This is a genomic window from Roseicella frigidaeris, assembly GCF_003258945.1.
In the GTDB taxonomy this organism is placed as follows: domain Bacteria; phylum Pseudomonadota; class Alphaproteobacteria; order Acetobacterales; family Acetobacteraceae; genus Paracraurococcus; species Paracraurococcus frigidaeris.
On sequence record NZ_QLIX01000005.1, the window covers coordinates 23393 to 48441 of the forward strand.

29 protein-coding genes are annotated in these 25049 nt (G+C 71.9%); 20 read left to right on the forward strand and 9 right to left on the reverse strand.

What is annotated here, in order from left to right; genetic code table 11:
- Window positions 1-17 precede the first annotated feature (17 nt).
- Window positions 18-923 (reverse strand): methyltransferase domain-containing protein, encoded by a 906-nt coding sequence (locus DOO78_RS08975; RefSeq protein ID WP_111469639.1) that lies wholly within the window; start codon window positions 921-923, stop codon window positions 18-20.
- A gap of 97 nt (window positions 924-1020) precedes the next feature.
- Window positions 1021-1707, reverse strand: coding sequence for a TerC family protein (locus DOO78_RS08980; protein WP_243634473.1), 687 nt, complete (start codon window positions 1705-1707; stop codon window positions 1021-1023).
- A gap of 388 nt (window positions 1708-2095) precedes the next feature.
- On the opposite strand from DOO78_RS08980, the gene radC reads away from it, so the two are divergent.
- From radC to DOO78_RS09070, 18 genes are all read left to right on the forward strand, one after another.
- Window positions 2096-2851: a RadC family protein gene (gene radC / locus DOO78_RS08985; protein ID WP_111469424.1), complete on the forward strand. Its 756-nt coding sequence runs from the start codon at window positions 2096-2098 to the stop codon at window positions 2849-2851.
- 179 nt (window positions 2852-3030) lie between these two features.
- A complete protein-coding gene (purB, locus tag DOO78_RS08990; protein ID WP_111469425.1) occupies window positions 3031-4368 on the forward strand; it encodes an adenylosuccinate lyase in 1338 nt (445 codons plus the stop codon).
- Window positions 4369-4455: 87 nt separating this feature from the next.
- Window positions 4456-4746, forward strand: coding sequence for a hypothetical protein (locus DOO78_RS08995; protein WP_207802843.1), 291 nt, complete (start codon window positions 4456-4458; stop codon window positions 4744-4746).
- Window positions 4747-4894: 148 nt separating this feature from the next.
- Entirely contained in the window at window positions 4895-5641 is a 747-nt protein-coding gene (locus DOO78_RS09000) for an NRDE family protein (protein ID WP_111469427.1), read from the forward strand.
- Window positions 5638-6072, forward strand: a complete 435-nt coding sequence (locus tag DOO78_RS09005) for a hypothetical protein (RefSeq protein WP_111469428.1) — start codon at window positions 5638-5640, stop codon at window positions 6070-6072. Before DOO78_RS09000 ends, DOO78_RS09005 begins: the two co-directional genes overlap by 4 nt.
- A gap of 161 nt (window positions 6073-6233) precedes the next feature.
- Window positions 6234-7778 (forward strand): CHASE2 domain-containing protein, encoded by a 1545-nt coding sequence (locus DOO78_RS09010; RefSeq protein WP_111469429.1) that lies wholly within the window; start codon window positions 6234-6236, stop codon window positions 7776-7778.
- Window positions 7756-8190 (forward strand): hypothetical protein, encoded by a 435-nt coding sequence (locus DOO78_RS27070; protein ID WP_128080028.1) that lies wholly within the window; start codon window positions 7756-7758, stop codon window positions 8188-8190. The genes DOO78_RS09010 and DOO78_RS27070 overlap by 23 nt, the downstream gene beginning before the upstream one ends.
- Window positions 8184-9752 carry a M48 family metalloprotease gene (locus DOO78_RS09020; RefSeq protein WP_111469431.1) on the forward strand — a complete coding sequence of 523 codons (1569 nt, stop codon included), beginning with the start codon at window positions 8184-8186 and terminating at the stop codon, window positions 9750-9752. Before DOO78_RS27070 ends, DOO78_RS09020 begins: the two co-directional genes overlap by 7 nt.
- 254 nt (window positions 9753-10006) lie before the next feature.
- The gene (gene purC / locus DOO78_RS09025) at window positions 10007-10771 is read left to right on the forward strand and encodes a phosphoribosylaminoimidazolesuccinocarboxamide synthase (protein ID WP_111469432.1); all 765 of its coding nucleotides are present in this window, start codon (window positions 10007-10009) and stop codon (window positions 10769-10771) included.
- Between the two features lie 16 nt (window positions 10772-10787).
- Complete coding sequence (locus DOO78_RS09030) at window positions 10788-10973, forward strand: hypothetical protein (RefSeq protein ID WP_111469433.1); 186 nt, start codon at window positions 10788-10790, stop codon at window positions 10971-10973.
- Window positions 10970-11209 (forward strand): phosphoribosylformylglycinamidine synthase subunit PurS, encoded by a 240-nt coding sequence (purS, locus tag DOO78_RS09035; protein ID WP_111469434.1) that lies wholly within the window; start codon window positions 10970-10972, stop codon window positions 11207-11209. The genes DOO78_RS09030 and purS overlap by 4 nt, the downstream gene beginning before the upstream one ends.
- Window positions 11210-11213: 4 nt before the next feature.
- The gene (locus DOO78_RS09040) at window positions 11214-11450 is read left to right on the forward strand and encodes a hypothetical protein (RefSeq protein WP_111469435.1); all 237 of its coding nucleotides are present in this window, start codon (window positions 11214-11216) and stop codon (window positions 11448-11450) included.
- Between the two features lie 7 nt (window positions 11451-11457).
- Complete coding sequence (gene purQ, locus DOO78_RS09045) at window positions 11458-12156, forward strand: phosphoribosylformylglycinamidine synthase subunit PurQ (RefSeq protein WP_111469436.1); 699 nt, start codon at window positions 11458-11460, stop codon at window positions 12154-12156.
- A 127-nt stretch (window positions 12157-12283) separates the two neighbouring features.
- Complete coding sequence (gene purL / locus DOO78_RS09050) at window positions 12284-14581, forward strand: phosphoribosylformylglycinamidine synthase subunit PurL (RefSeq protein WP_279387779.1); 2298 nt, start codon at window positions 12284-12286, stop codon at window positions 14579-14581.
- A gap of 36 nt (window positions 14582-14617) precedes the next feature.
- Entirely contained in the window at window positions 14618-14851 is a 234-nt protein-coding gene (locus DOO78_RS09055) for a BolA family protein (RefSeq protein ID WP_111469438.1), read from the forward strand.
- Window positions 14852-14916: 65 nt separating this feature from the next.
- Window positions 14917-15255: a Grx4 family monothiol glutaredoxin gene (gene grxD / locus DOO78_RS09060; RefSeq protein ID WP_111469439.1), complete on the forward strand. Its 339-nt coding sequence runs from the start codon at window positions 14917-14919 to the stop codon at window positions 15253-15255.
- A 287-nt stretch (window positions 15256-15542) separates the two neighbouring features.
- A complete protein-coding gene (locus DOO78_RS09065; protein WP_243634474.1) occupies window positions 15543-16529 on the forward strand; it encodes an aldo/keto reductase in 987 nt (328 codons plus the stop codon).
- Window positions 16530-16619: 90 nt separating this feature from the next.
- Complete coding sequence (locus DOO78_RS09070) at window positions 16620-17603, forward strand: glycosyltransferase family 2 protein (protein ID WP_111469440.1); 984 nt, start codon at window positions 16620-16622, stop codon at window positions 17601-17603.
- An 87-nt stretch (window positions 17604-17690) separates the two neighbouring features.
- Here the strand turns inward: DOO78_RS09070 and rpsD are convergent, their stop codons facing one another.
- A complete protein-coding gene (gene rpsD / locus DOO78_RS09075; protein ID WP_111469441.1) occupies window positions 17691-18308 on the reverse strand; it encodes a 30S ribosomal protein S4 in 618 nt (205 codons plus the stop codon).
- Between the two features lie 189 nt (window positions 18309-18497).
- Here rpsD and DOO78_RS09080 point away from each other — a divergent pair, with 189 nt between their 5' ends.
- A complete protein-coding gene (locus tag DOO78_RS09080) occupies window positions 18498-18716 on the forward strand; it encodes a hypothetical protein (protein ID WP_111469442.1) in 219 nt (72 codons plus the stop codon).
- A 123-nt stretch (window positions 18717-18839) separates the two neighbouring features.
- Here DOO78_RS09080 and DOO78_RS09085 read toward each other — a convergent pair whose 3' ends face one another.
- Window positions 18840-19655 carry an RNA methyltransferase gene (locus DOO78_RS09085; RefSeq protein WP_111469642.1) on the reverse strand — a complete coding sequence of 272 codons (816 nt, stop codon included), beginning with the start codon at window positions 19653-19655 and terminating at the stop codon, window positions 18840-18842.
- 299 nt (window positions 19656-19954) lie between these two features.
- A complete protein-coding gene (cysS, locus tag DOO78_RS09090) occupies window positions 19955-21463 on the reverse strand; it encodes a cysteine--tRNA ligase (RefSeq protein WP_111469443.1) in 1509 nt (502 codons plus the stop codon).
- A gap of 176 nt (window positions 21464-21639) precedes the next feature.
- Between cysS and DOO78_RS09095 the strand changes: the two genes are divergently transcribed.
- Window positions 21640-21954 carry a hypothetical protein gene (locus tag DOO78_RS09095; protein WP_111469444.1) on the forward strand — a complete coding sequence of 105 codons (315 nt, stop codon included), beginning with the start codon at window positions 21640-21642 and terminating at the stop codon, window positions 21952-21954.
- 44 nt (window positions 21955-21998) lie between these two features.
- On the opposite strand, the gene DOO78_RS09100 is transcribed toward DOO78_RS09095, so the two are convergent.
- The 4 genes from DOO78_RS09100 to DOO78_RS09115 form a co-directional block, all read right to left on the reverse strand.
- Window positions 21999-22859, reverse strand: a complete 861-nt coding sequence (locus DOO78_RS09100) for a lytic transglycosylase domain-containing protein (protein WP_111469445.1) — start codon at window positions 22857-22859, stop codon at window positions 21999-22001.
- Between the two features lie 81 nt (window positions 22860-22940).
- Window positions 22941-24275, reverse strand: coding sequence for a glutamate--tRNA ligase (gltX, locus tag DOO78_RS09105; protein ID WP_111469446.1), 1335 nt, complete (start codon window positions 24273-24275; stop codon window positions 22941-22943).
- Window positions 24272-24580 (reverse strand): hypothetical protein, encoded by a 309-nt coding sequence (locus tag DOO78_RS09110; RefSeq protein WP_111469447.1) that lies wholly within the window; start codon window positions 24578-24580, stop codon window positions 24272-24274. The genes gltX and DOO78_RS09110 overlap by 4 nt, the downstream gene beginning before the upstream one ends.
- The gene (locus DOO78_RS09115) at window positions 24577-24963 is read right to left on the reverse strand and encodes a hypothetical protein (RefSeq protein WP_111469448.1); all 387 of its coding nucleotides are present in this window, start codon (window positions 24961-24963) and stop codon (window positions 24577-24579) included. Before DOO78_RS09115 ends, DOO78_RS09110 begins: the two co-directional genes overlap by 4 nt.
- Window positions 24964-25049 lie beyond the last annotated feature (86 nt).

A 25049-nucleotide genomic window follows, 5' to 3' on the forward strand; every position in this document is an offset into this window, starting at 1 on the left:
CCCTTCCGTCGAGAGGATCAGTGCCGCCGCCCGGCCGCCTCGCCCGCGCCGCGCTCCTCCACCCCGAGCGCCTCGGCCAGCCGCACCGTGGCGCTGCCCGGCCGCGCCGGCTGCGACTGGCTCTCATGCGGCGCCCAGCCGGTCATGACCAGCAGCCGCAGGCTGGCCCGGATCCCCTCCGCATCCTCGGGCAGCCGGCTCGCCGCCAGCGGCAGCAGCGCCCGGGGCGGCACCCGCGGGTCGCGCGCCAGCACCGCATTCGTCTCGCCGGCCGCCCGCAGGTCGTGGAAGAGCGCCATCGGGCTGCGGTAGCGGAGCGGCAGCGTCTCGGCATCGGCGACCGGCAGGGCGAAGCCGGCCCGCTGCAGCAGCCCGGCCAGGTCGCGCAGCTCCGGGAAGGGCGAGACGCGCGGCGAGAGGCCGCCGCGCAGCTCGCCCTCGGCCGCGGCCAGGGCCTCGCGCAGCTCCTGCAGCGTGCCGAGCCCGGGCAGCGAGGCGAGGAAGAGCCCGTCCGGCCGCAAGGCGCGGCGGATCTGCAGCAGCGCGCCGGGCAGGTCGTTCACCCAGTGCAGCGACAGGCTCGCCACCACCAGGTCGAAGCTCCCGGGGGCGAAGGGCAGCCATTCCTCGTCGCCGGCGACCGGCAGGCCGCCGGCCAGCGCGGCCATGCGGGGCGAGAGGTCGAGGGAGACGACCAGGGGGATGCCGCGCGCCCGCAGCCGCGGCGCCACCACGCCGCGGCCGCCGATCTCGAGGGCGCGGGAGAAGCGGCGGGTGGTGTCGTCCAGCCGGTCCAGCAGGCCATCGGCCGCCGCCTCCAGCACCGGCGCCACCTGCGCCACGGTGGCGGCGGCCCGGTCGCGGCGCCGCCGCACCAGCCGCCGGTCGAAGACCCGCATGGGGTCATTCTCGGTTTGGGTCATGCCCTGATCCAGGTGGGGCGTCGCCGGCCGGATGTCAGGCACCGGCCGGGAGGAAGGCGGCCGCGCCCCGCGCCGCGGCGCCTCCGCCGGCGCCGTCTCAGCCCGCCAGGCCGGGGGCCGCCGGCGGCGGGGCGACCAGCGCCGGGCGCTGCTGCAGGGCGGCATGCGCCGCGCCGCCGAGCAGGCCGAGCCGGTGCACGTCCTCCCAGATCATCTTCACGCCGATCCAGACGATCAGCGCGACGCCCACATAGGCGATCCAGCGGTAGCGCTCGAGCAGCTTCGAGATCAGCGTCGCCGCGACGCCCATCAGCAGGATGGAGATGACGAGGCCGAGCACCAGCATCGGCATGTTGCCATGCGCCGCGCCGGCGACGGCGAGGACGTTGTCGAGGCTCATCGAGACATCGGCGATGACGATCTGGCGCAGCGCCGTCGCCATGGTCTTGGTCTCGTGATGGCTGTGGTCGCCGCCTTCCTCCTCCTTGTCCTCGGCGCGCAGCTCCTTGAAGAAGGTGAAGGCGATCCAGAGCAGCAGCAGCCCGCCGACCAGCAGCAGGCCGGGGATGGCGAGGAGCTGCACCGCGGCGATGCTGAGGACGATGCGTAGCACCACCGCCAGCACCATGCCGAACATGATGGCGCGCGGCCGTTGCTCGGCCGGCAGGCCGGCGGCGGCGAGGGCGATGAGGACCGCGTTGTCGCCCGACAGGATGATGTTCACGCCGAGGATCTCGGTGAGCGTGAACCAGTTCCAGCTCGCCATCAGCGAGGTCATGTCCATGCGGCGACGTCTCCGGCAGGTCGAAAAATGTTGCGCGATTTGGCCGATTTCCCGGCGGCCGGCAAGCCGGCGCGCCGGCCCTCGGGCAAGAAAGACCCTGCGGCATGGCCGCGACAGGCGCAGGAGGCTGAAGGGAAGATTAACTAACAGTAGAAATTTTCTTCACAGTTTTTCGATTTATGGCAGAGTCCGCCGGCGCAGGGAGGGCCAGGCGGTGTGGCTTCGGAAGCTGTTGGACGGACGGGGCGGCAGGGTCGAGGCCGCGCGACCGGACGGCGGAGGCCGGCGCTTTCCCAGCCCGCCCGCGCCCCGGCCCGGCCAGGGGCTCGCCGAGACCAGCCGGCCCGCCGATTTCCGACCGCCCCCGGCCGATATGGGCCAAGCCGGCATGAGCCAGTCGGGTATGGGCCAGGCGGGCATCCAGGCGGCGGCCGAGGCGGCACCGCCCCTCTCCACCGCCCTGCCCTTCCCGAGCACCGGCCCGCATGGCCATCGCGCCCGCATGCGCGACAAGCTGCTCGAGCGCGGCCCCGAGGCGCTGGCGGATTACGAGCTGCTGGAGATGCTGCTCTTCCTCGCCATGCCGAAGGGCGACACCAAGCCGCTCGCCAAGGCGCTGATCAACCGCTTCGGCAGCTTCGGCAACGTGCTCGCCACGCCGACCAGGACGCTGCTCGAGACCCGCGGCCTCGGGCCGCACAGCGTCGCCGCCCTCAAGCTCGTCCAGGCCTCGGCGCTGCGCATGATGCGGGCCGAGGTGCTGGAACAGCCGGTGCTGAACAACTGGGACCGGCTGATGGACTACCTGACGGCCGCGATCGCGCGGGAGAAGGTGGAGCAGTTCCGGGTGCTCTACCTCGACACCCGCAACCGGCTGATCGCCGACGAGGCGCAGGCCCGCGGCACCGTCAACCACACCCCGGTCTATCCGCGCGAGGTGGTCAAGCGGGCGCTCGAGTTGCACGCGACGGCGCTGATCATGGTGCACAACCACCCCTCGGGCGACACCAAGCCCTCGACCCCCGACATCGCCATGACGCGCGAGGTCAAGCAGGCCGCCGCCATCTTCTCGATCGCCCTGCACGACCACATCATCATCGGCCATGGCGGCTGGTTCAGCTTCCGCGACGCCGGAGTGCTGTGACGCCGCCCCGCGACATTCCCTGCTGCCCCCACTGGGGGCCCCGCTGGGCCTGACCGGTGGGCCTGACCGGCGCCGCAGCGCCGCCCGCGCCCTTGCCAAGCGGCCGCCGGGCGGTTCAAACCCGGCGGCATCGCATCGCCGCCGCGCCCCGGCGCGGCCGCCCGAACGCCGAGGCCCGGATGGTCCCCCGCTACACCCGCCCGCAGATGGCCGCGATCTGGTCCCCCGAGGAGCGCTTCCGGATCTGGTTCGAGATCGAGGCGCTCGCCGCCGAGGCCATGGCCATGCTCGGCACCATCCCGGCCGAGGCCGCCCGGGCGATCCGCGAGAAGGGCACGCCGCGCGCCGCCTCCATCGGCCCGGCGGAGGTGGAGGCGATCGACGCCATCGAGCGGGTGACCCGGCACGACGTCATCGCCTTCCTCACCTGGATGGGCGAGGGGATCGGCCCCGAGGCGCGCTTCATGCACCAGGGCATGACCAGCTCGGACGTGCTCGACACCTGCCTCTCGGTGCAGATGGTGCGCGCCGCCGACCTGCTGATCGCCGATCTCGACGCGCTCCTCGCGGCCCTAAGGGCGCGCGCCGAGGAGCACAAGTACACGCCGACCATCGGCCGCAGCCATGGCATCCATGCCGAGCCGACCACCTTCGGCCTGAAGCTCGCCGGGCATTACGCCGAGTTCGCCCGCAACCGCGCCCGCCTCGTCGCGGCGCGGGCGGAGATCGCCACCTGCGCCATCAGCGGCCCGGTCGGCACCTTCGCCAGCGTCGATCCGCGGGTGGAGGCCTTCGTGGCGGAACGGCTCGGCCTCGCCGTGGAGCCGGTCTCCACCCAGGTCATCCCGCGCGACCGGCACGCCGCCTATTTCGCCGCCCTGGCGGTGACCGCCTCCTCGCTTGAGCGGCTGGCGACCGAGGTGCGGCACCTGCAGCGGAGCGAGGTGCGCGAGGCGGAGGAGTTCTTCCATGCCGGCCAGAAGGGCTCCTCGGCCATGCCGCACAAGCGCAACCCGGTGCTGAGCGAGAACCTCACCGGCCTCGCCCGGCTGGTGCGCAGCCATGTGGTCCCGGCGCTGGAGAACGTCGCCCTCTGGCATGAGCGGGACATCAGCCATTCCTCGGTCGAGCGGGTGATCGCGCCGGATGCCACCATCGGCCTCGATTTCGCCCTCGCCCGCGCCACCGGCATGATGGAGAAGCTCACCGTCTATCCCGAGCGGATGCAGGAGAACCTGGAGGGGCTCGGCGGCGTCGTGCACTCCCAGAAGGTGCTGCTGGCGCTGACCCAGGCCGGGCTGAGCCGCGAGGCGGCCTATGCCGCCGTGCAGCAGGCGGCGATGGCGACCTGGACCCGGCTCGGCAAGCCGGATGCCCGCAGCTTCGCCGAGAACCTGCTGGCCAACCCGGATGTCTCCGGCCGGCTGGACGCGCCGGCGCTGGCGGCGGCGATGGACCCGCAGCGGGACTTCCGGCACGTCGACACCGTCTTTGCCCGGGTTTTCGCGGCGGCGTGATGCCTTTGCCCCGGCCTGGCCGTCCCGGCGCCCCGATTCCGCCCAACCGCCTGCCTATATCGGAGGAAGATGAGGAGAGATGGTGCCATGCGCCGCCTGACCTTGACCCTCCTGGCCGCCATGGCCGGGCTTGCCGCCACGGCCTTCGCGCCGTCGGCCGGTGCCCAGGCCTACTGGTACGGCCCGGGTCCTGGCCCTGGCTATTACCGGCCGCCGCCGCCGCGCTACTGGCGGCCGCCCCCGCCGCCGCCCGTGTATTACCGGCCGCCGCCGCCGGTCTATTACGGCCCGCCGCCGGCCTATTTTCCGCCGCCGCCGCGCTACTACGCGCCGCCACCGCCGCCGCCCCCGCCGGGCTTCGGCCTCTACATCCGCTAGACCACGCTCCGCTCACGCCGGTTCGCGGGCCAGGGTCCGGCGCGGTGTCGGGTCGCGTGCGCCACGCCTTCGGCGGGTCCGCCACGGGCGATCACGCTCCAGGCGGCGGGCCGGGCTGGCGCCCCGCCCGCCGCGCCATGGGTGCCGCATGTGCACCGTGATCCTGCTGCACCGGCCGGGCCATCCCTGGCCCGTGCTGGTCGCCGCCAACCGCGACGAGATGCTCGGCCGCCCTTGGGACCCGCCGGGCCCCTGGTGGCCGGACCGGCCCGGGCTGGTCGGCGGCCGCGACCGCAGCGGCGGCGGTAGCTGGATGGCGGTGAACCGCGCCGGGGTGGTGGCGACGGTGCTCAACCGCCCGGGCAGCCTCGGCCCCGCCCCCGGCAAGCGGAGCCGCGGCGAGCTGCCGCTGCTCGCCCTCGCCGCCGGCAGCGCCGCCGCGGCCGCCGCGGCGATCGCCGCGCTGCCGGCCGCCGACTGGCGCCCCTTCAACATGGTGCTCGCCGACCACCGGGGCGGGATCTTCCTGCGCAGCGAGGGCCGCGGCCGGGCGGAGGTCGAGCCCCTGCCGGCCGGGCTCTCCATGGTGACGGCGCACGACCCGAACGATCTCGGCAGCCCCCGCACGGCCCGCCACCTTCCCCGCTTCCGCGCCGCGGCGGTGCCCGACCCCGGGCGCCGGGACTGGGCCGCCTGGGCGCGGCTGCTGGCCGATGACAGCCTGGCCAAGAGCCGCGCCGATGCGCTGCGCGTGCCGCCGACCGACGGCTTCGGGACGGTCTGCGCCAGCCTGCTGGCGATCGACGCGGCGGGCGGGCTGCGCTGGGAATTCGCCGCCGGGCCGGCGGGGATCGCGCCGTTCCGGCCGGTCGCGCTCGACGGCAGGCCGGCGTGACGGGGCGGCGCGCCGCGCTGTTGGCGGTCGCCGCGCTGCTGGCGGCCGGCCCGGCGGTGGCCAGGGATGCCGCCCGGGACCGGCGCCCCGAGCGGCCGAAGCCCGCGGCCGGCCCGGCCAGGCCGCGCGCCAGGCCGGCTGCGGCGGGACCGGAGCTCAATGCGGTGGACCGGGAGACGGTCCGCGCCTGGCTCGCGGCGCATCCGGACTGGACGCCCCCCGGGCCGCCAGCTGGGGCGCCGGCCGCGCGGCCGGTGCGCGGCAAGGCCCTGCCGGCCGGGGTCGCCGGCGAGGCGCTGCCGCCGGAGCTGGCGATGCAGCTTCCCTATTTCCCGGGCTATCGCTACCGCGCCCTGGGCGGCGACCTGGTGCTGCTGGCCAAAGGCGGGGGGCTGGTCGCCGGGGTGCTGCCGGGGGCGCTGGCGCGCTGAGCCAACCGATCGCAATCGAATAATCCTGTTGCGACGCCTGGGGGTCCTTCGCCGGGTTTGGCTTGGCCGCATCACAATTGCGAAAGAGCGACGTCTAAAACTTTGTTAGAATTGCGAATATAATATGGCGCGTGCCCTAATCTCCCCAGAAAGGGAGGGACATGGGCGCAGCACCCGCATCGACCGGCCTTTCCCACAAGCGCCGCTGGCTCGTTTACGCCGCTCTGTACCTGTGCTTCGCCGTTCTCGACCCCTTCGGGATTGACGGCGCCCTGCGCCAGCATGGCCGCGAATTCGTCAGCCGTACCATCGGGCATCTCTATGGCCTGTCGACGCATCTCGGCCTTGCGAGCGCGAAAAATCCGGGGCTCGACGTCTCGGTCCTGCTCATCGACGAGGCCTATGTCCAGGGCGGCGAGCAGCAGGGGCGCTGGCCCATCTCCTGGGTCACGCAGGCCAAGCTCCTCGAGCAGGTGCTGGAACACGGGCCGCGCGCCGTATTCCTCGATTTTGTTTTCGAGACGCCGCGCAGCGATCAGGAATTCGAGGCCCTCAAGGCGGTTCTTGAGACAACAGAAATCCCGATCGTGCTGGGCGATTTCCTGGCACCGCCCCTGCCAAGCGGGCTCACCCGCCGCCCCTGCGCCGAGCCAAGATCGAAACAGCAACGCCCGGACAGCCGGCCCATCGGACGGACGCATCCGGATATCGCCTGCGCGGCACGCGATACGGCACCGATCCGCTGGGAATTCGAGGACTATGCCTCGCACTACCCGCTTGCCGTGCTCCCGCCGGCCGAGAAGGGCGAGCCAACGGCGACCCAACCGGGCGGCGATCCGCCGGAGGCAGTGCTCACGCCAGCGCCGGCCCTTTATCGGATCGTCATCGGACAGCGGGCTTCCCGCGACCTCGCCGCAGCCGATGAGGCCGACAAGATGCTCGTCGCCTGGCAAACCCGGGGCTCGCCGCTGGAACAGGCCCGCATCCAGGGAACCTGCGACCGGACGGATCCCCCTTTCCTAGCCATCCTTGGCGCCCTGCTTCCCCGCGCGGAGCAGCATCTCGCCAGCCCATCCTCCCGCTGGATCGTGCCCTACGAGCCATGCCTGCCGGTCGATACCGTCACGGCCTCCCAGCTCGAGGCGCATGCCGCGGAGATTGGCGAGCCCGGCTCCGGACATCCCAGCCCCTTTGCCGGCCGCATCGTCCTGATCGGCTCCGGGCGTGGCGAGGGGGATCCGGACGTGGTCCGCATGCCATCGGGCGCCGAAGTCCCGGGCGTGATGCTGCATGCCATGGCGCTCGACAACCTGCTGCGCTTCGGTGCTGACAACTACTGGGGATTCAGGAAAACAAAATTAGTATCAGAAATAGAGCTATCAGACCTTATTTCATCTCTTGTAATATTATTCACGGCATTATTAAATCAGAATTGGATACGGAACGTACCCCCGCTCGCCATAGCAGCCTTGATGCTTTTTGTAAGTGTTCTTGTTTTTAAAATAAGCGTCGTCGATGTGATGATTACGTTATTTGTACTTCTTGTCAGTGAGCAATTTCTCAATTTCATGAACCATCTTCATGGAAACCTTTCCCACGGCTCCGGACGCCAGGGCACCGCACCGCCCCCCACCTCGCACACGCCCGCCCTCGGCCTCGGCCCGTCCCAGGAGGAAACGCTGCATGACGCCAAGCATCAAGCGTGACGCCCATCCATGGTCGGCTTCCCGGCTGTCCGGCCTGGCGCTCGCAGCGACATGGCTTGCCCTGGCGACGGGGGAAGCACAGGCGCAGCAGACGATCTTGGAGTGGCGGCGCGACCCGGTTCGCGTCCGCCCCGCTCCAAACGGCACCGGGATGAGGATGGCCGCGCAGGACCTGCCGGTAAAGCCGAAGGTGCGGGAGGTGACCCCGGAGGGCCTACTCGGCTTCGACGGCCGTGACGGCCGCAGGCTCTATGTCCTGCGCGAGGATGTCGTCACCGATACGCTCGCGGCAGGGCCGATCTGCCCGGATGCGCCCAATCGGCCCGCAACGATCACCGGCACACCGAAAGCCACGAACCAGCGCGATGCCGGCCGCAGCGAGCAGGGCATGGGGACGGGGCGGCGATGCTGAGCCGGATCGTCCTCGCCCTGCCGGCGCTGCTCCTGGGCTGCAGCACCGCCGATCCCAGCCGGGTCAGCGGCCACCTGAAGGGCCGCCTGATCGACGAGCCGCCGATCATGCAGCAGGTCGCCGTCCGCTTCGTTCCCCGCCGCACCGGCGAGGCCGTGGACTACGCCGGCAGCGGCATCCGCGGCAATCCGCGTGACGAACGGCGCCGCTACGGCGCGGAGCGGACAACCGTGCCGGACCGCGCCGCGGATGCCTATTTGGAACGGTTGACGGCGCGGCTCGCCCGCGCCTGGCCGCATGGGAAGCCGCCCGTGGTGCCGCGCGTGCAGCTCGTCGCCAATTGGTCCTACGGCGCAACGGCGCTCACCGATGGCAGCATCCGCCTCAACCTCGGCACCCTGCTGCAAGCCGGCACCGAGGATGAACTGGCCTTCGTCATCGGCCATGAGATGGGCCATCTCTTCCTCCGCCACACCGGCCTGCGCCAGGACGAGCATGATGACCTCGAGAATCTGCGCGAGGTGACAACGGGGTTGGGAGCCCTCGGCGCTGCCTTGTCCAGCGCCCGCATGGGGAGCGGCGGCCAGCTCAGCTTCGGCGCCGAATCGAAGAACCGCGCCAGCCTGGCCGCGCTCGGCGGCACCGTGCTGAGCGAGGGGCTGGACACGGTGGTGGAACCGGCTTGGGCCCGCCGACAGGAGGCCGAGGCCGATGTCTTCGGCATGGACATCATGTCTGCCGCTGGCTTCGACCCACGCTACGCCATCACCTCCTTGAATGCCCTTGAGAGCAGCCAGGGGGCGGCGCAGGCGAGATTGAAAGCCGTCGCCGAGGCCGTCGAGGGTCAGCTCGGGACCCAGCTCGGCCGTGGCGACATCAACGGCGCATGGCGGACGGCGATGAAGGGCGCCTCCACGATGCTCAATGCCATGGGGCACGAGCTGCGGAGCTGGATGCGCGAGCGTCACCCCGACCCGGCCGAACGCCGCCGCTGGCTGGACGACTACCGTGACCGCATCCATGGCGACGATCCACTGCGCCCCGACTCTGCCGGGGATCTCGACCGGATCCGCAGCTCGACGGTGATCCGCAACGCGCGGCTGGCACTGGAGCAGGTCGAGGCCTCGCAGGACGCCCTGTCGCGCGGCGATCCGCACTCGGCCATGGATCAGGCCCGCTTGGCCATGGCGGCGGCGCCCTGGCTGCTGGCGGCTCGGCTGCAACTGGCCCTCGCCCAGCTCGAGGCGGGCCAGGTCCGCCAGGCGCGGGATGAGCTACGCCGCGTCGCGGCCGATCATCGCGCGCCCCTCATTGCCTTCCTTGTCCTGGCGCAGACCGAGACCAGGCTCGGTGATCCGCGGGCGGCCCTGGCGGTGCTGGACACGGCGGGGCGGCGCTTCGATGCCGACGAAGAGCTTGCACCGGAACGGATCGCCCTGCACCGCGCTGTCGGAAACCAGGCCATGGCGCAGCAGGAAGCGGAACGCTGTAGCCGATCCCGCAACCCACAGTTGCGTCGCGCTTGCCGGGAGGCGCTCGACGTCAAGCAAGCCTCCCGCTGAGCACTCCTTCCAAAGGCGGTTCTGCCCCGCCCGTGGCGGCCCGGCCTCCCCCTTGCTATAGGGGGGCCGCAAGGGCCGGTCGCCGCGGGGCACGCTTGTCCAGAGGCGGCCATCGGCTTGCCTGATCAATGGACTGGCGTATGTCCGCGCGGCCTGGCCGGCGTGACGATGCCTGGGGAAAGTGTCGCCGGCGCGCCCGGCCCGCCGGGGCGCCGGGCGGGCTGCGCGCCGCTGTTGGAAGGATTACCGAGACCATGGCGCGACGCCGTCAGCTCTACGAGGGCAAGGCCAAGATCCTCTTCGAGGGACCGGAGCCCGGCACGCTCGTACAGTACTTCAAGGACGACGCCACGGCGTTCAATTCCCAGAAGAAGGGCACCATCACCGGCAAGGGCGTGCTCAACAACCGCATCAGCGAGTACCTGATGATGCGGCTGATGGATATCGGCGTGCCGACGCATTTCATCCGCCGGCTCAACATGCGCGAGCAGCTCATCCGCGAGGTGGAGATCATCCCGCTCGAGGTGGTGGTGCGCAACGTCGCCGCCGGCAGCCTCTCGACCCGGCTCGGCATCCAGGAAGGCACCCGCCTGCCGCGCTCCATCATCGAGTATTACTACAAGAACGCGGCGCTCAACCATCCGCTGGTCTGCGAGGAGCACATCACCGCCTTCGGCTGGGCCAGCACCCAGGACCTCGACGACATCGTCGCCCTGACGCTCAGGATCAACGACTTCCTCTCCGGCCTGCTGCTCGGCGTCGGCATCACGCTGGTCGACTTCAAGGTGGAGTTCGGCCGGCTCTACGAGAACGACGAGATGCGTATCGTCCTCGCCGACGAGATCAGCCCGGACAATTGCCGGCTCTGGGATTCCAAGACCGGCGAGAAGATGGACAAGGATCGCTTCCGCCGCGATCTCGGCAAGGTCGAGGAGGGCTACCAGGAGGTGGCGCGCCGCCTCGGCATCCTGCCCGAGGCCGGGGTGCGGGACCTCAAGGGTCCCGAGATGATGCAATAGGGCGGAGGGCGCGGCGATGGTGGCGCGGGTCGTCGAGGCGGTGATGGTGCTCTGCGCCGTCATCGGCTTCTATGCCCTCTGCCCGGCGCTCGGCCGCTTCCCCGGTTCCACCTGGCCGCTGCTGCCGGCGGTGGTCGCCGGCTATGCCTGCTATCTCCATGGCCGCGACAGGCGGCGTCTGCTGGGCGGTGAGGTGACATGAAGGTTCTGGTGACGGTGATGCCGAAGGCCGGCGTGCTCGACCCCCAGGGCAAGGCGATCGGGCATGCCCTCGCCGGCCTCGGCTTCGAGGGCCTGGGCGAGGTGCGGGCCGGCAAGGTGATCGAGCTGGAGCTGGCCGAGACCGATCCCGCCCGGGCGAGGGCCGCCGCCGAGGCGATGGCGCGCAAGCTCCTCGCCAACACGGTGATCGAAAGCTTCCGGGTGGAGGTCGCCTGACCGCATGGTCAAGCTCTCGCTCGTCATCCTGGTGGTGCTGACCGTGCTGATCGGCATGGGCCTGCGCTGGCGGGAGGAACGGCAGGTGGCGATCCGCGCCGCCACGGTCCGCCGCGGCGACTGGATGGCGGCGCAGAAGCGCAAGCTGAACCGGTGGGTGACGGCGGCCTGCCTGGCGACGCTGACGACCATCCTGGTCCTCGGCGGGCTCCACTGGCTCCGGGTCTTGCAGCAGGGGTGATGGCGTGATGCAGGCAGGGATCGTCCTCTTTCCCGGCACCAACCGCGAGCGCGACATGGCGCTCGCCCTGCAGCGGGCGACCGGCCGCCGGCCGGCCATGCTCTGGCACCGCGACACGGCGCTGCCGGCGGGGACCGACCTCGTCGTGCTGCCGGGCGGCTTCTCCTATGGCGACTATCTCCGCTGCGGCGCCATGGCGGCGCAGAGCCCCATCATGCGGGCGATCAGGGCCTTCGCCGACCGCGGCGGGCATGTGCTCGGCGTCTGCAACGGCTTCCAGATGCTGACCGAGGCGGGGCTGCTGCCCGGCGCCCTGCTGCGCAACGCGACGCTGCGCTTCCTCTCCATGGACTGCCACCTGCGGGTGGAGCGGGCGGACACGCCCTATACCGGGCGCTTCCAGCGGGGCCAGGTCTTCCGCGCCACCATGGCGCATGGCGACGGCAACTACTTCGCCGACGACGCGACCCTCGACCGGCTGGAGGGCGAGGGGCTGGTGGCGCTCCGCTACGCGACGCCGGCGGGCGAGGCCACGCCCGAGGCCAACCGCAACGGCAGCGCGCGGAACATCGCCGGCATCCTCTCGCCGAACCTCCGGGTGCTCGGGCTGATGCCGCATCCGGAGAACCAGGTGGACCCGCAGATCGACGGCACGGACGGCCTGCCGCTGTTCGAGAGCCTGGCCGAGGCGCTCGCCGCCGCCTGAGGTGCCGCCGCCGGGCCATGGCGCATGGCTGCCGCATCGCCGCCGCGTCGCTCAGGGGCTGGCGGGAGCGCCGCCGGCGCCACGGATGCCAATCACGGGGCGCCGCCCCCAACGGAAGTCTGACCGCGTGAGCATCGATCCCCCTGCCCTCACCCCCAGCTCCCCCTCTGGTGCCACCTCTGGCCCTACCTCTGGGCGCCCCGTCCCGGCCCTCCTCGAGGCCGATCGCGCCCGCCAGCTCGCCGGCGAATTCGGCCTGAAGCCAGAGGAGTACGAGCGCGTCCTCGCCATCCTCGGCCGCACCCCCTCGCTGACCGAGCTCGGCATCTTCTCGGTCATGTGGTCCGAGCACTGCTCCTACAAGTCGAGCCGGGTCTGGCTGCGCGAGCTGCCGACCAAGGCGCCCTGGGTGATCCAGGGGCCGGGCGAGAATGCCGGGGTGATCGATATCGGGGACGGGCTGGCCGCCGTCTTCAAGATGGAGAGCCACAACCACCCGAGCTTCATCGAGCCCTATCAGGGCGCGGCGACCGGGGTCGGCGGCATCCTGCGCGATGTCTTCACCATGGGCGCGCGGCCGATCGCCAACCTCAACGCGCTGCGCTTCGGCCTGCCGGACGCGCCGCGGATGAAGCAGGTGATCGACGGCGTGGTGCGCGGCATCGGCGGCTACGGCAATTGCGTCGGCGTGCCGACCGTGGGGGGCGAGGTGAATTTCCACCCCCGCTACAACGGCAACCCGCTGGTCAATGCCATGACCGTCGGCATCGCCCGCGCCGACCGCATCTTCACCGCCGCCGCCACCGGCATCGGCAACCCGGTGGTCTATGTCGGCTCCAAGACCGGCCGCGACGGCATCCACGGCGCCACCATGGCCAGCACCGAGTTCAGCGCCGACAGCGAGGAGAAGCGCCCGACGGTGCAGATCGGCGACCCCTTCGCCGAGAAGCTGCTGATCGAGGCCTGCCTGGAGCTGATGGCGACCGACGCGATCGTCGCCATCCAGGACATGGGCGCGGCCGGCCTCACCTCCTCCTCGGTCGAGATGGCCGGCAAGGGCGGCATGGGCATCGAGCTGGTGCTGGACCACGTCCCCCAGCGCGAGGCGGGGATGACCGCCTATGAGATGATGCTCTCCGAGAGCCAGGAGCGCATGCTGATGATCCTGAAGCCCGGCCGCGAGGCCGTGGCCGAGGCGATCTTCACCAAATGGGAGCTGGATTTCGCGGTCATCGGCCATCTCACCGAGACCGGCCGCATCGTGCTCAGGCACAAGGGGCAGCTCGAAGCCGACATCCCCCTCGCCCCGCTCGAGAGCGAGGCGCCGCTCTATCGCCGCCCGACCGCCGAGACGCCGAAGCAGCCGGTGCTGGAGGCGGCCTCGGTCGCCGACCCGATGGGGATCGAGGCGGCCCTGCCCGCCCTGCTCAGCAGCCTCGACCTCTGCTCCCGCCGCTGGATCTGGGACCAGTATGACAGCATGGTCGGCGGCCAGACGGCGAAGCGCCCCGGCGCGGCCGATGCCGCCATCGTCCGGGTGGAGGAGAGCCTGGAACAGGGCGGCGCCCGGGCCCTCGCCATCACCACCGACTGCACCCCGCGCTACTGCCTCGCCGATCCGGAGGAGGGCGGCAAGCAGGCGGTGGCCGAGGCCTGGCGCAACATCACCGCGACCGGCGGGCTGCCGCTCGCCGTCACCGACAACATGAATTTCGGCAATCCCGAGAAGCCGGAGATCATGGGGCAGTTCGCCGCCGCCGTGCGCGGCATGGCGGCGGCCTGCACCGCTCTCGACTTCCCCGTCGTCTCCGGCAACGTCTCCCTCTACAACGAGACCGAGGGGCGCGGCATCCTGCCGACCCCGGCCATCGGCGGGGTCGGGGTGCTCGAGGACGTGGCGCAGGCGGTGGGGCTCGCCCTGGCGCCGGGGCTGGACCTCATCCTGATCGGCGAGACGCGGGGCTGGCTGGGCCAGAGCCTCTGGCTGCGCGAGATCGCCGGCCGCGAGGAGGGCGCGCCGCCGCCGGTCGACCTGGCGGCGGAGCGGCGCAACGGCGACGCGGTGCGGGGCTGGATCCGCGAAGGCCGGATCGCCGCCTGCCACGACCTCTCCGATGGCGGGCTGCTGGTGGCGCTGGCCGAGATGGCGATCGCCGGCGGCACCGGCGCGACGCTGCTCCCCGGCCCCGCCAGCCTGCCGGCGCATGGCTGGTGGTATGGCGAGGACCAGGGGCGGTATCTTCTCGCGGTGCAGGACGGCGCCGGGCTGCTCGCCGCCGCCCGGGCGGCCGGCGTGCCGGCCCAGCGGATCGGCCGCAGCGGCGGGGAGGCCTTGGTTCTTCCGGAGGGCGCGTCCATATCGGTGGCGAGCCTGGCGGAGGCGCATGAGCGTACCCTGCCGGCCCTGATGGCAGGCGATGCCTGAGGGACCTGCGCGAGCGAGCTGGGGAGAGACGAGCGGATGGCGATGCAGCCGGCAGAGATCGAGGCGCTGATCAAGGCGGCCCTGCCCGATGCCCAGATCACCATCGAGGACCTGGCGGGGGACGGCGACCACTACGCCGCCACCGTCGTGTCCGAGGTCTTCCGCGGCAAGAGCCGCGTGCAGCAGCATCAGATCGTCTATGCCGCCCTGCGCGGCCGGATGGGGGGCGAGCTGCACGCCCTCGCACTGCAGACCTCGGCGCCGGGCTGAGCCCCGGCGACGCATCACGACCCTCCGGCGCGCCGCCTGGCGCCGCGACTGAAAGGACGAGAGCGATGACCAACCCCACCTTCGAGCGCATCGAGGCCGACATCAAGGCCAACCCCGTGGTGCTCTTCATGAAGGGCACCCCGGTCTTCCCGCAATGCGGCTTCTCGGCGCGCGTGGTGCAGATCCTTTCGCACCTCGGCGTGCCCTTCAAGGGCGTGAATGTCCTCGAGGACGCGGAGATCCGCGAGGGCATCAAGGCCTATGCCAACTGGCCGACCATCCCGCAGCTCTATGTCAACGGCGAGTTCGTCGGCGGCTGCGACATCGTCATGGAGATGTTCCAGGCGGGCGAGCTGCAGAGCCTGCTGAAGGAGAAGGGCGTGCCGGTCTCGGCCGAGGGCTGAGGCCGCCGCCAGGCGCGCCCTGGCGCGGACCAGCTGTCCCGCCAGACCATGATCCGCTCGCCCCGGTTCGCGGAGCATGGTCTAGAGCAGATCCCGATCAGGTGGGATCACCTGATCGGGTGAAGATGCTCTGAAAACAACAAACTAGAGCATTTGCCGTGAACCGGAGTGAACGGGAAATGCTCTAGCGTGTTGTTGTGTCGCGTGATTCACGCCTTCGGTGTTTCCACCTCAGGCGATCACGCTCTAGGCTTCCCCCGGACCGAGCGAAGACGGGGGAACCGCAGATGGCCACATTGCCGCATCGCAGCCTGGGCCGGACCGGCCTCTCGGTTTCGGCCATCGGCCTCGGCTGCATGTCCCTCTCGGGCGTCTATGGCGAGGCCGACGACGCCGCTTCCATCGATCTCCTCCGCGCCGCCATCGATCGCGGCATCGACCATTTCGACACCTCCGACATGTATGGCTGGGGCCATAACGAGGAGGTGCTGCGGGCGGCGCTGAAGGGCCGGCGCGACCAGGTGGTGCTCGCCACGAAATTCGGCCAGACCCAGAATCCCGGCGGGCCGAACGGCGTCAACGGCTCGCCCGACTATGTCCAGCAGGCCTGCGAGGCCTCGCTGATGCGCCTCGGCGTCGAGGTGATCGACCTCTACTACCAGCACCGCGTCGACCCGAACGTGCCCATCGAGGAGACGGTCGGCGCCATGCAGCGCCTCGTCGAGCAGGGCAAGGTGCGCTTCCTCGGCCTCTCCGAGGCACGGCCCGAGACCATCCGCCGCGCCCATGCCGTGCATCCCATCGCCGCCGTGCAGACCGAGTATTCGCTGCTCTACCGGCAGGAGGCGGAGGAGACCCGGGAGACGACCCGCGCGCTCGGCATCGGCTTCGTCGCCTACAGCCCGCTCGGCCGCGGCTTCCTGACCGGCGCGATCCGCGACTTCGCCCAGGTCGATGGCCGCCGCGCCGCGCATCCGCGCTTCCAGGAGGCGAATTTCACCGCCAACCGGGCGCTCGTCGCCCAGATCGAGGCGATCGCGGCGGAGAAGGGCTGCACCCCGTCGCAGCTCGCCCTCGCCTGGCTGCTGGCCCAGGGCGAGGACGTGGTCGCCATCCCCGGCACCCGCCGGCTCGACCGGATCGAGGAGAATCTCGGTGCCCTCGACGTCTCGCTGACGCCGGAGGAGGTCGGGCGGATCAGCGCCGCGGTGCCCGCCGGCGCCGCCGCCGGGCTGCGCTACCCGCCCGGGGCGATGAAGGCGGTCTATGTCTGATCCTATCGGGCGCCGAACCCCTTCGTTCTTTTGAAGCGATGTCTCGGGTGTTTGACACCCGAAGCCGGCCGGGCATGGCAGGCAGGCAGCATGCTGCGCGAGTTCGCCACCCCGGCCCCGGCCCTCTCCCTCATCGCCCTGGTCCGCGATGCCCATCCGGTCGATGCGGCGCTCGACAGCGTGCTGGCCCAGGACCTGCGGGACTGGGAGATGATCGTCATCGATGCCGGCGACAGCGCGGAGGCGAGCGCCGCCCTGGCCGCCACCCTCGCCCGGCGCCGCGATCCGCGCCTGCGGCTGCTGCGGCTGGAGGGGACCGGCATGGCCGTCGCCCGCAGCCGGGCCATGGCCGAGGCGCGCGGCGAGGCCATGCTCCTTCTCGACACGCGGGACTGGCTGGCGCCCGGCGCCCTCGCCCGCCTCGCCGAGGCGCTCGCCGCGGCGCCCGAGGCGGTGGGCGCGCATGGCGGCTGCGCCGTCATGGCCGAGGGAGCCGCGCCCGGCGACCGGCCGCTGCGCCGCCAGCCGCCCGGCCTGCCCGCCGGCGACCTGCTGGAGCGGCTGCTGGTCGGCAATCCCTTCGCCGATGGCGGCCAGCTCCTGCTGCGGCGCGAGGCGGTGCAGCAGGCCGGCCCCTTCCTGCCGCATCTGCGGCTCGGCGGCGACTGGGAATACTGGATCCGCCTTTCGCTGCTCGGCCCCTGGGCGGCGGTGAGCGGGGCGGCGCCGGTGCTGCATCTGCGCCGGCGCGCCGGCCAGGCCGGGCATCGCATGGCGCGCGACCCGGCCTCGATCGCCCCCGCCATGCTGGCGATCTGGGGCAACCCGGCGCTGGAGACGCGGCTCGGCCGGGCGCGGTTCCTCACCCTGCAGCGGCGGGCCGAGGCGGAGGCGGCCTGGACCATCGGCCAGGAGCTGATGCGCCACGGCCAGCGCGCCGCCGGGCTGGAGCGGCTGCGGGCCTCGGTGGCGCAGGCCCCGACGCCGCGGCGGGCGCTGCTGCTGGCCGCGGCGCATGCGCTGCCGATGCTGCCGCGGGCGCTGCACGGGCCCTTCGTCGCCTATCCGGGATAGGCCGGCCAAGCGATCACGCTCTGGCCACGAAAAAGGCCGGACCCTCGCGGGCCCGGCCTTCTCGGCATCTCGGTCCGGGACGGCCGATCAGCGCGAGTAGAACTCGACGACCAGATTCGGCTCCATCTGCACCGGATAGGGCACGTCGGAAAGCTTCGGGGCGCGGAGGAAGCGGCCGCGCATGGCGCGGTGATCCACCTCGATATACTCCGGCACGTCGCGCTCGCCGTTCTGCGCCGCATCCAGCACCGAGGTGAGCTGCTTCGAGCGCTCCTTCACCTCGATCAGGTCGGTGTCCTTGACCTGGTAGGAGGGGATGTTGAGCCGCTTGCCGTTCACCAGCACATGGCCGTGGTTGACGAACTGCCGCGCCGCGAAGGGCGTCAGCGCCAGCTTCATGCGGTAGATGACGGCGTCCAGCCGGCGCTCCAGCAGCTCGATCAGGTTCTCGGAGGTGTCGCCCTTGCGGCGCACGGCCTCCTCGTAATACTTGCGGAACTGCTTCTCGCCGATGTTGCCGTAGTAGCCCTTCAGCTTCTGCTTCGCCATCAGCTGCACGCCGAAGTCGGTCGGCTTCTGCTTGCGGCGGGCGCCGTGCTGGCCCGGGATCGTCTCGCGCTTGTTGATCGGAGACTTGGCGCGGCCCCAGAGGTTGACGCCGAGGCGGCGGTTGATCTTGTACTTGGCTTCGACGCGCTTGGTCATGCGGCGTGCTGTGCCGCCCGGATGCGGGCAGCCCTTCTTCGCGATGTTGTCCCGGTAGGCCCCGGCCCGGCATGGGCAAGGACGGGCGCGCGCCCCGAAGGCACGTCCACGTTCCCAGGAAGAGGCGCGGCGTATAGGCGGCGGGGGCCTCGCTTGTCAAACCCGGCCGCCACCGCCTAAGCCGCCCGCATGGATGTGACGCGCGAAGAGATCCTGGTCCTCGGCCTGACGGCAGGGGTGACGGGCGCCCTGGTGGGCGGGCTGATGCTCGGGGTCGGGCTCGGCCTGGCGGTGAACGGCGCCCATATCGGCTGGCTGCTGGCCCTGCCGGCGGCGCCGGTCGCGGGCATCCTCGGCTACCTGCTGGCGCGACGGCTGGCGAAGCGGCTGCCGGCGACGCGGCGCTAGGCCGTTGTTCGATCGCGTGATGCGCGCCTTCCGGTAGCCTCTCCCTCGGGCGATCACGCCTTAGACTATTGTTTTCAGAGCATCTTCACCCGATCAGGTGAGTCCCCTTGATCGGGATCTGCTCTAGATCTCGTCCCCCGGATCCGGCCGCCCGCGCCGCATCCGGCCGCGCGAGAGCTCCGTCACCACCCCATGCAGGGTGCGCAGCTCCTGCTCCGTCACCTCGCCGCGCTCGAACCAGTGGCGCAGGTTGCGCACCATGCCGGGGCGCTTGGGCTGGTTGTCGAGGAAGCCGCTGGCATCCAGCTCCGCCACCAGCCGGCCGAGGAAGCCCTCGAGCTGCCCCTTGGTCGCCACCTGCGTCTCATGCGTCTGGAGCTGCCGCGGCGGCGTCGGCTCGGCCGCCGTCCACCATTCATAGGCGAGGATCATCACCGCCTGCCCCAGGTTCAGCGACATATGCGCCGGGTTGAGCGGGTAGCGCACCAGCGTGTCGGCGCAGGCGACATCGTCATTCTCGAGGCCCGCCCGCTCCGGCCCGAACAGCACGGCGGCGCGCAGGCCGCGGGCGTTGATCGCCCGCAGGTCCTCGGCGGCGGCGCGGGCGGTGCGCAGCGGCACGACGATGTGGCGCGGCCGCGGGCAGGTGGCGAAGACCCGCTGGCAATCGGCGACGGCGCTGGCCGTGTCGGGGAAGAGCTGCGCCGCCTCCAGGATCGGGTCGGCGCCCGAGGCGGTGCGCCAGGCGCGGTCCTGCGGCCAGCCGTCGCGCGGCGCCACCAGCCGCAGATGGAACAGCCCGCCATTGGCCATGGCGCGGGCCACGGCGCCGATATTCTCGGCCAGCTGCGGCCGCACCAGCACGACGATCGGGCTCTCGCCCGGGGGTGGGGAGAGGTCGGCCGCCGGCTTGCCGCCGCGCGTCCAGGCCTCCGGCATCAGCCGGTGAGCGCCGAGGGCGAAGGCCAGCGCCGGGCGCAGCCGCCAGCCCCCCTCCCCCGCCGGCTCGGCCAGCAGGGCCAGCGGCTCGGCGGGCGGGTCCCGCTCCAGCGCCACGGCCAGCTCGCCGGCCAGCGCGCGATAGGCGGCGATGTCCTGGCCGGCGGCGGCGGCGAGCGCGGCCTCCGTCGCGGTGCAGTCCGGCGCCTCCAGATGCGCCCGCAGCCAGGCGCGCTTGGCATCGGTCAGGGCGATGCGCTTGATGGCGTCGAGCCAATCCTCGGGCGTAGGCGCGCCGCTCACGCCCGCCGCCAGGTCGTGCCCTGTGGCCCGTCCTCCAGCAGGATGCCTTGCGCTTTCAATTCGTCGCGGATGCGGTCGGCCTCGGCAAAATTACGCGCCTTGCGGGCAGCAAGGCGTGCCTCAACAGCCGCGTCGATTTGAACGCCTGTCATAATCTCACTCGTCGTCGCAGTAGCGATCTGGCCAACAGGCGGCAAAGTGACATTCGACTGCAGATTTGCGCCCGGCAACTCGCCCCGGCGCCATGCATGCGGATCACTCGGGCACAGCCCCAGCACCGCCGCCGCCTCGCGGAAGGCGGCGGCGGCGAGGCCGGCCACCACCGGCCAGGGCTTGCCGATCCGGGCCAGCACCGCGGTCGCGCTGCCGCCGACCGAGGCGACATTCTCGATGGTCCGCAGGTCGCGCAGCCGGGCCAGCGCGAGGGGCGTGTTGAGGTCGTCCAGCAGCGGCGCCAGCGCCCAGTCCGCCATCTCGGCCCGCACCGTCTCGTGGCCATCGGCCGGCGCCACGGCGCGCGCCAGCATGGCGTAGTGGTCGTCCAGCTCCGCCTTCGCCTCCTCCAGCCCGGCGACGGTGAAATCCAGATCGGCGCGGTAATGCGTGCGCAGCAGCAGCAGCCGGAAGGCCTCGCCGGCCCAGGCGCCGCGCGCCAGGATGTCGCGCACGGTGAGGAAATTGCCGAGCGACTTCGACATCTTCTCACCATCGACCCGCAGCATGCCGTTGTGCAGCCAGATCGTGGCCATGCGCGGCGTGCCGAAGGCGCAGCGGCTCTGCGCCAGCTCGTTCTCGTGGTGCGGGAAGATCAGGTCGTGGCCGCCGCCATGGATGTCGAAGACCTCGCCCAGCGCCCGCCAGGACATGGCCGAGCACTCGATATGCCAGCCCGGCCGGCCGCGGCCCCAGGGGCTGTCCCAGCCCGGCTGCTCCGGCGTGCTCGGCTTCCACAGCACGAAATCGCCGGGGTCGCGCTTGTAGGGTGCCACCTCGATCCGCGCCCCGGCCAGCATCTCCTCCCGGTCGCGGCCGGAGAGCTGGCCGTAATCGGGGAAGGAGGGAACGCTGAACAGCACATGCCCCTCGGCGGCATAGGCATGGCCGTTGGCGACCAGCCGCTCGATGAGCTGGATCATCGGCGCGATCGATTCGGTCGCCCGCGGCTCCTCGTCCGGCGGCAGGGCGCCGAGGGCCGCCATGTCGCGGTGGAAATCCGCCGTGGTGCGGGCGGTGATGGCGGCGATGGGCTCGCCCGTCTCCAGGCTGCGGGCGGTGATCTTGTCCTCGACATCGGTGATGTTGCGGACATAGGTCACGCGCGGGAAAAGCCGCCGCAGCAGCCGCGCCAGCAGGTCGAAGACCACGACGGGCCGGGCATTGCCGAGATGCGCCAGGTCATAGACCGTCGGCCCGCAGACATAGAGCCGGACATGACCGGGGTCGATCGGCGCGAAGCGTTCCTTCGCGCGGGTCAGGCTGTTGTGCAGCAGGAGGTCGGTGGTCATCACGGCGCATCCATAATGCGGCTGCGGCCAGAACGCACCACCCGGCCGGCGGCCAAGGACGATTCCGGGCCAGGGGAGGGCCGGCCGGGCCCCGCTCACCCAGCCGGGACCCGGGCCTGCGGGAACCGGGACGCCTGGGAACGTTAGGGGCTGCTCACGCCATGGGAGAAAAAGCCATGTTCCGCAGCCTCGCAATCGGCGTCACCGCCGCCACCCTCGCCATCGCCCCGGCCCTCGCCCAGCGCGACGGCACGCCGGGCAACCCGCCGAGCACCGCCGTGCAGCGCGGTCTGGACCGCGCCACCGGCAGCGCCCCGACGCCCGCCGACGGCACCCCCGGCAACCCGCCCGGCACGGCGGCGGGCCGTGCGGTGGACAAGGCCACCGGCTCCAACATCAGCGGCGCCAATCCGGGCCACAGCACCCCGGCCAGCCGCGAGCGGGCGCATGAGCGCAGGCACGGCGACACGCCCGGCACCACCACCCGCTGAGCCGGGCGGCGGGGAGGCCCCTGCCTCCTCGCCTGCGGTCCGCGTCAGTACCCGCGCCAGTCGCGGTTGCGCGGCGTCAGGACGCCGGTCGGCGCATCGCGTGTGACCAGGCCACCGCCCTCGAAGGCCCGCAGCGAGGGATCGTCCAGGACCGGGCGGCCATATTCGGTGCCGCGCATCCCGCCGCCGGCATAGGCGAGGTCGGCGGCCGCGGTCTCGACCGGCCGCGCCGCCGGCGCGCCGCCGCCGGCATAGACGGCGAAGGGGCCGGTCAACGGCACCGCGCCGCCCAGACGCGGCGCCACGCTCGCCAGGTAATTCAGGGTCTCGTCCGGCAGGACGGTGGCACCAGCGAGCACAGCCTCCACCCGCTCCGGGCCAGCATTGTAGGCGGCGAGGAAGCCCGGGGCGCCGAAGCGGTCATACATCGCCCGGATATAGGCCGCACCGGCGAGGATGTTGTCCCGCGGCGCATAGGGGTCCGGCCCCAGCCCGTGCCGGGCCGCCAGCGTGTCGTAGGTGCGCGGCATCACCTGCATCAGCCCCATGGCCCCGACCGGCGAGGTGATCGGCCGGCCGCTGCCGTCATAGAGCCGGCCGCCGCTCTCCTGGCGCATCACCGCCCGGATCCAGCACTCCGGCACGCCGAAGCGGCTCGCCGCCTCGCGGATATGCGGGCCCCAGGGATCCTCGGGCGGGCCGGGCACCGCATAGCTGCCGGCGCTGCGGGCGCGGTAGACCCGCGCCTCGGCGCGGGAGGCCTCGAGGTCGTAGCCGTAATCGCCATTGCCGTCATAGCCGCGCCGGCCATCCCAGACGAAGGCCGGGCGCGGCGCGCAGGCGGCGAGACCGCCGAGCAGCAGGAGGGCGGCAAGGCCGATGGGGCGGCGGCGGGGCCAGGGCATGCGGCGGCACCAGGATCAGTAAGGGTGCGCCAGCATAGGCCGGATCGCTTGCGGGATGGTGGCGACGGGATGGCGCCGCCCTCACCCCCCGGCGGCGATCCGCAACCGCTGCGCCGCCCGCTCCGGCCCGATCAGCGGCAGCAGCGCCGCCATCTCCGGCCCATGATCCTCCCCCGTCAGGGCGAGGCGGAGCGGCAGGAACAGCGCCTTGCCCTTGCGCCCGGTCGCCGCCTTCAGCGCCGCGGTCCAGGCCCCCCAGCTCGTCGCGTCCCAGGGGGCGGGCGGCAGGGCGGCGAGGGCGTCGCGGAGATACGCCTCCTCCCCAGGCTGCGGCGGCGGCACCACGCTGCCGCGCGCCACCTCGAACCAGGCCCGGGCCTCGGAGAGCAGGTCGAGATTGCCGCGGATGGCCTGCCAGAAGGCCTCGTCCGCCCCGGCCGGAAGCTGCGCCCGCACGCTCTCGAAGCTCGCCCCGTGCAGGTGGCGGCGGTTCAGCGCCAGGAGCTGGCCGATATCGAAGCGCGCCGGGGATTTCGAGATCGCCTCCAGCCGGAAGCCGGCGACGAGGTCCCGCGGCATCCCCGCCACCGGGTCCTGCGCCGTCCCGAGCGCCGCGAGGTAGCCGGCCAGCGCCGCCGGCTCGATGCCGTCGCGGCGGAGCTGGCGCAGCGAGAGCGAGCCGAGGCGCTTGGAGAGCGGCCCGCCATCGGCATCGGTCAGCAGCGGCAGATGCGCGAAGGCGAGCCGCGCCGGGTCGCCGCCCAGCGCCTGCCAGAGATCGATCTGCACGCCGGTGTTGGTCACATGGTCCTCGCCGCGGAGGATATGCGTGATGCCGCTCTCGAGGTCATCGACCACGCTGGTGAAGGTGTAGAGCGGCGTGCCATCGGCGCGCACCAGCACCGGGTCGGAGAGGCTCGGCAGCTTCACCCGGCGCGGGCCGAGCACGCCGTCCTGCCAGGTGACCTCCCGCGTCTCCAGCAGGAAGCGCCAATAGGGCACCTTGCCATTGGCCAGTGCCCGCTCGTACTGCTCGGGCGTCATGCGCAGCGCGCCACGGTCGTAGATGGGCGGCCGCTTCTGGCGGAGCTGCTGCTCGCGCTTGTAGCGCAGCTCCTCCTCGGATTCGAAGCAGGGGTAGAGCCGGCCGGCCTGCTTCAGCCGCTCGGCCGCCGCCTGGTAGAGCGGCAGCCGGTCGGACTGGCGGAACTGCTCGTCCCAGTCGAGGCCGAGCCAGCGCAGATCCTCCTCCAGCGCCTCGGCATATTCGGCCCGGCTGCGCTCGGTGTCGGTGTCGTCGAGGCGCAGCAGCACGCGGCCGCCGCGCTGCCGGGCGAGCAGCCAGTTGACCAGGGCGGCGCGGGCGTTGCCGACATGCAGGAAGCCGGTCGGCGAGGGGGCGAAGCGGAGTTTCACGGGCCGGGCTCCAAGGCGGCGTAATCGGTGTCCTGCCGGCGCGTCGCGGGGTTGGCGATGCAATGGGCGACCCAGGCCTCGCGGTCGAAGCCCGGCGTCTCGGCATATTCGCCCCAGCGGCGGTACATGGCGGCCAGCTCCTCCGGCGAGGCGGCCTCGCGGCGGAGATCCTCGATCTGGGCACGGACGAAGCGGCGGGCATAGTCGAGCGCCGCGGCGGCGGAGGCGAAGCCGGCCACCAGCCACTCCTCCTCCGGGTCGCCCTCATCGGCGAGATCGCCGCAGCGGACGCTGTGGCGGCTCATTCCTCCTCCTCATCCGCATCGTCCGCGTCGCGGCGCGGATCAAGGGCGCGCCAGTTGCGCTCCTCGGCATCGCCCGGCGGCCGGGCGGCGAAGTCGTTCAGCTCGGCGGCGCTGCGCCAGGCCTGCTCGGCGCCGCCCATCACCTCGGCATCCTCGCCGAAGGCGAACCAGGCGGCGACCACATCGGCCGGGGCCATGCCGCGGCTGCGGCAACGCTCCAGGCTGTCCCGGACATAGCGCCGGGCGAAGGCGTTGGCGTGCTCCAGGGTCTGGAAGCCGCGGATGGTCTCGACCGGATCGGCGCCGTTGCCGCCGGAGAGGTCGAGGATGCGGACGGCATAGCCGCCCTTCTGGCCGAACAGGCCGGTATCGAATGCGCTCATGCTGCCTGGTCCCTTGGCCGATAGGGAGGAACAACGCTGGCCGGGCCGGGAGGGCACGCCGGATCAACGGCGGGGTTCTACAGCGG

Bases quoted from the DNA above. Each gene is read 5' to 3' on its own strand.
- DOO78_RS08975 (WP_111469639.1), bottom strand. From the start codon at position 923: ATGACCCAAACCGAGAATGACCCCATGCGGGTCTTCGACCGGCGGCTG.
- DOO78_RS08980 (WP_243634473.1), bottom strand. From the start codon at position 1,707: ATGGACATGACCTCGCTGATGGCGAGCTGGAACTGGTTCACGCTCACC.
- radC (WP_111469424.1), top strand. From the start codon at position 2,096: ATGAGCCAGTCGGGTATGGGCCAGGCGGGCATCCAGGCGGCGGCCGAG.
- purB (WP_111469425.1), top strand. From the start codon at position 3,031: ATGGTCCCCCGCTACACCCGCCCGCAGATGGCCGCGATCTGGTCCCCC.
- DOO78_RS08995 (WP_207802843.1), top strand. From the start codon at position 4,456: ATGCGCCGCCTGACCTTGACCCTCCTGGCCGCCATGGCCGGGCTTGCC.
- DOO78_RS09000 (WP_111469427.1), top strand. From the start codon at position 4,895: ATGTGCACCGTGATCCTGCTGCACCGGCCGGGCCATCCCTGGCCCGTG.
- DOO78_RS09010 (WP_111469429.1), top strand. From the start codon at position 6,234: ATGGGCGCAGCACCCGCATCGACCGGCCTTTCCCACAAGCGCCGCTGG.
- DOO78_RS27070 (WP_128080028.1), top strand. From the start codon at position 7,756: ATGACGCCAAGCATCAAGCGTGACGCCCATCCATGGTCGGCTTCCCGG.
- DOO78_RS09020 (WP_111469431.1), top strand. From the start codon at position 8,184: ATGCTGAGCCGGATCGTCCTCGCCCTGCCGGCGCTGCTCCTGGGCTGC.
- purC (WP_111469432.1), top strand. From the start codon at position 10,007: ATGGCGCGACGCCGTCAGCTCTACGAGGGCAAGGCCAAGATCCTCTTC.
- DOO78_RS09030 (WP_111469433.1), top strand. From the start codon at position 10,788: ATGGTGGCGCGGGTCGTCGAGGCGGTGATGGTGCTCTGCGCCGTCATC.
- purS (WP_111469434.1), top strand. From the start codon at position 10,970: ATGAAGGTTCTGGTGACGGTGATGCCGAAGGCCGGCGTGCTCGACCCC.
- DOO78_RS09040 (WP_111469435.1), top strand. From the start codon at position 11,214: ATGGTCAAGCTCTCGCTCGTCATCCTGGTGGTGCTGACCGTGCTGATC.
- purQ (WP_111469436.1), top strand. From the start codon at position 11,458: ATGCAGGCAGGGATCGTCCTCTTTCCCGGCACCAACCGCGAGCGCGAC.
- DOO78_RS09055 (WP_111469438.1), top strand. From the start codon at position 14,618: ATGGCGATGCAGCCGGCAGAGATCGAGGCGCTGATCAAGGCGGCCCTG.
- grxD (WP_111469439.1), top strand. From the start codon at position 14,917: ATGACCAACCCCACCTTCGAGCGCATCGAGGCCGACATCAAGGCCAAC.
- DOO78_RS09065 (WP_243634474.1), top strand. From the start codon at position 15,543: ATGGCCACATTGCCGCATCGCAGCCTGGGCCGGACCGGCCTCTCGGTT.
- DOO78_RS09070 (WP_111469440.1), top strand. From the start codon at position 16,620: ATGCTGCGCGAGTTCGCCACCCCGGCCCCGGCCCTCTCCCTCATCGCC.
- rpsD (WP_111469441.1), bottom strand. From the start codon at position 18,308: ATGACCAAGCGCGTCGAAGCCAAGTACAAGATCAACCGCCGCCTCGGC.
- DOO78_RS09080 (WP_111469442.1), top strand. From the start codon at position 18,498: ATGGATGTGACGCGCGAAGAGATCCTGGTCCTCGGCCTGACGGCAGGG.
- DOO78_RS09085 (WP_111469642.1), bottom strand. From the start codon at position 19,655: ATGCCGGAGGCCTGGACGCGCGGCGGCAAGCCGGCGGCCGACCTCTCC.
- cysS (WP_111469443.1), bottom strand. From the start codon at position 21,463: ATGACCACCGACCTCCTGCTGCACAACAGCCTGACCCGCGCGAAGGAA.
- DOO78_RS09095 (WP_111469444.1), top strand. From the start codon at position 21,640: ATGTTCCGCAGCCTCGCAATCGGCGTCACCGCCGCCACCCTCGCCATC.
- DOO78_RS09100 (WP_111469445.1), bottom strand. From the start codon at position 22,859: ATGCCCTGGCCCCGCCGCCGCCCCATCGGCCTTGCCGCCCTCCTGCTG.
- DOO78_RS09110 (WP_111469447.1), bottom strand. From the start codon at position 24,580: ATGAGCCGCCACAGCGTCCGCTGCGGCGATCTCGCCGATGAGGGCGAC.
- DOO78_RS09115 (WP_111469448.1), bottom strand. From the start codon at position 24,963: ATGAGCGCATTCGATACCGGCCTGTTCGGCCAGAAGGGCGGCTATGCC.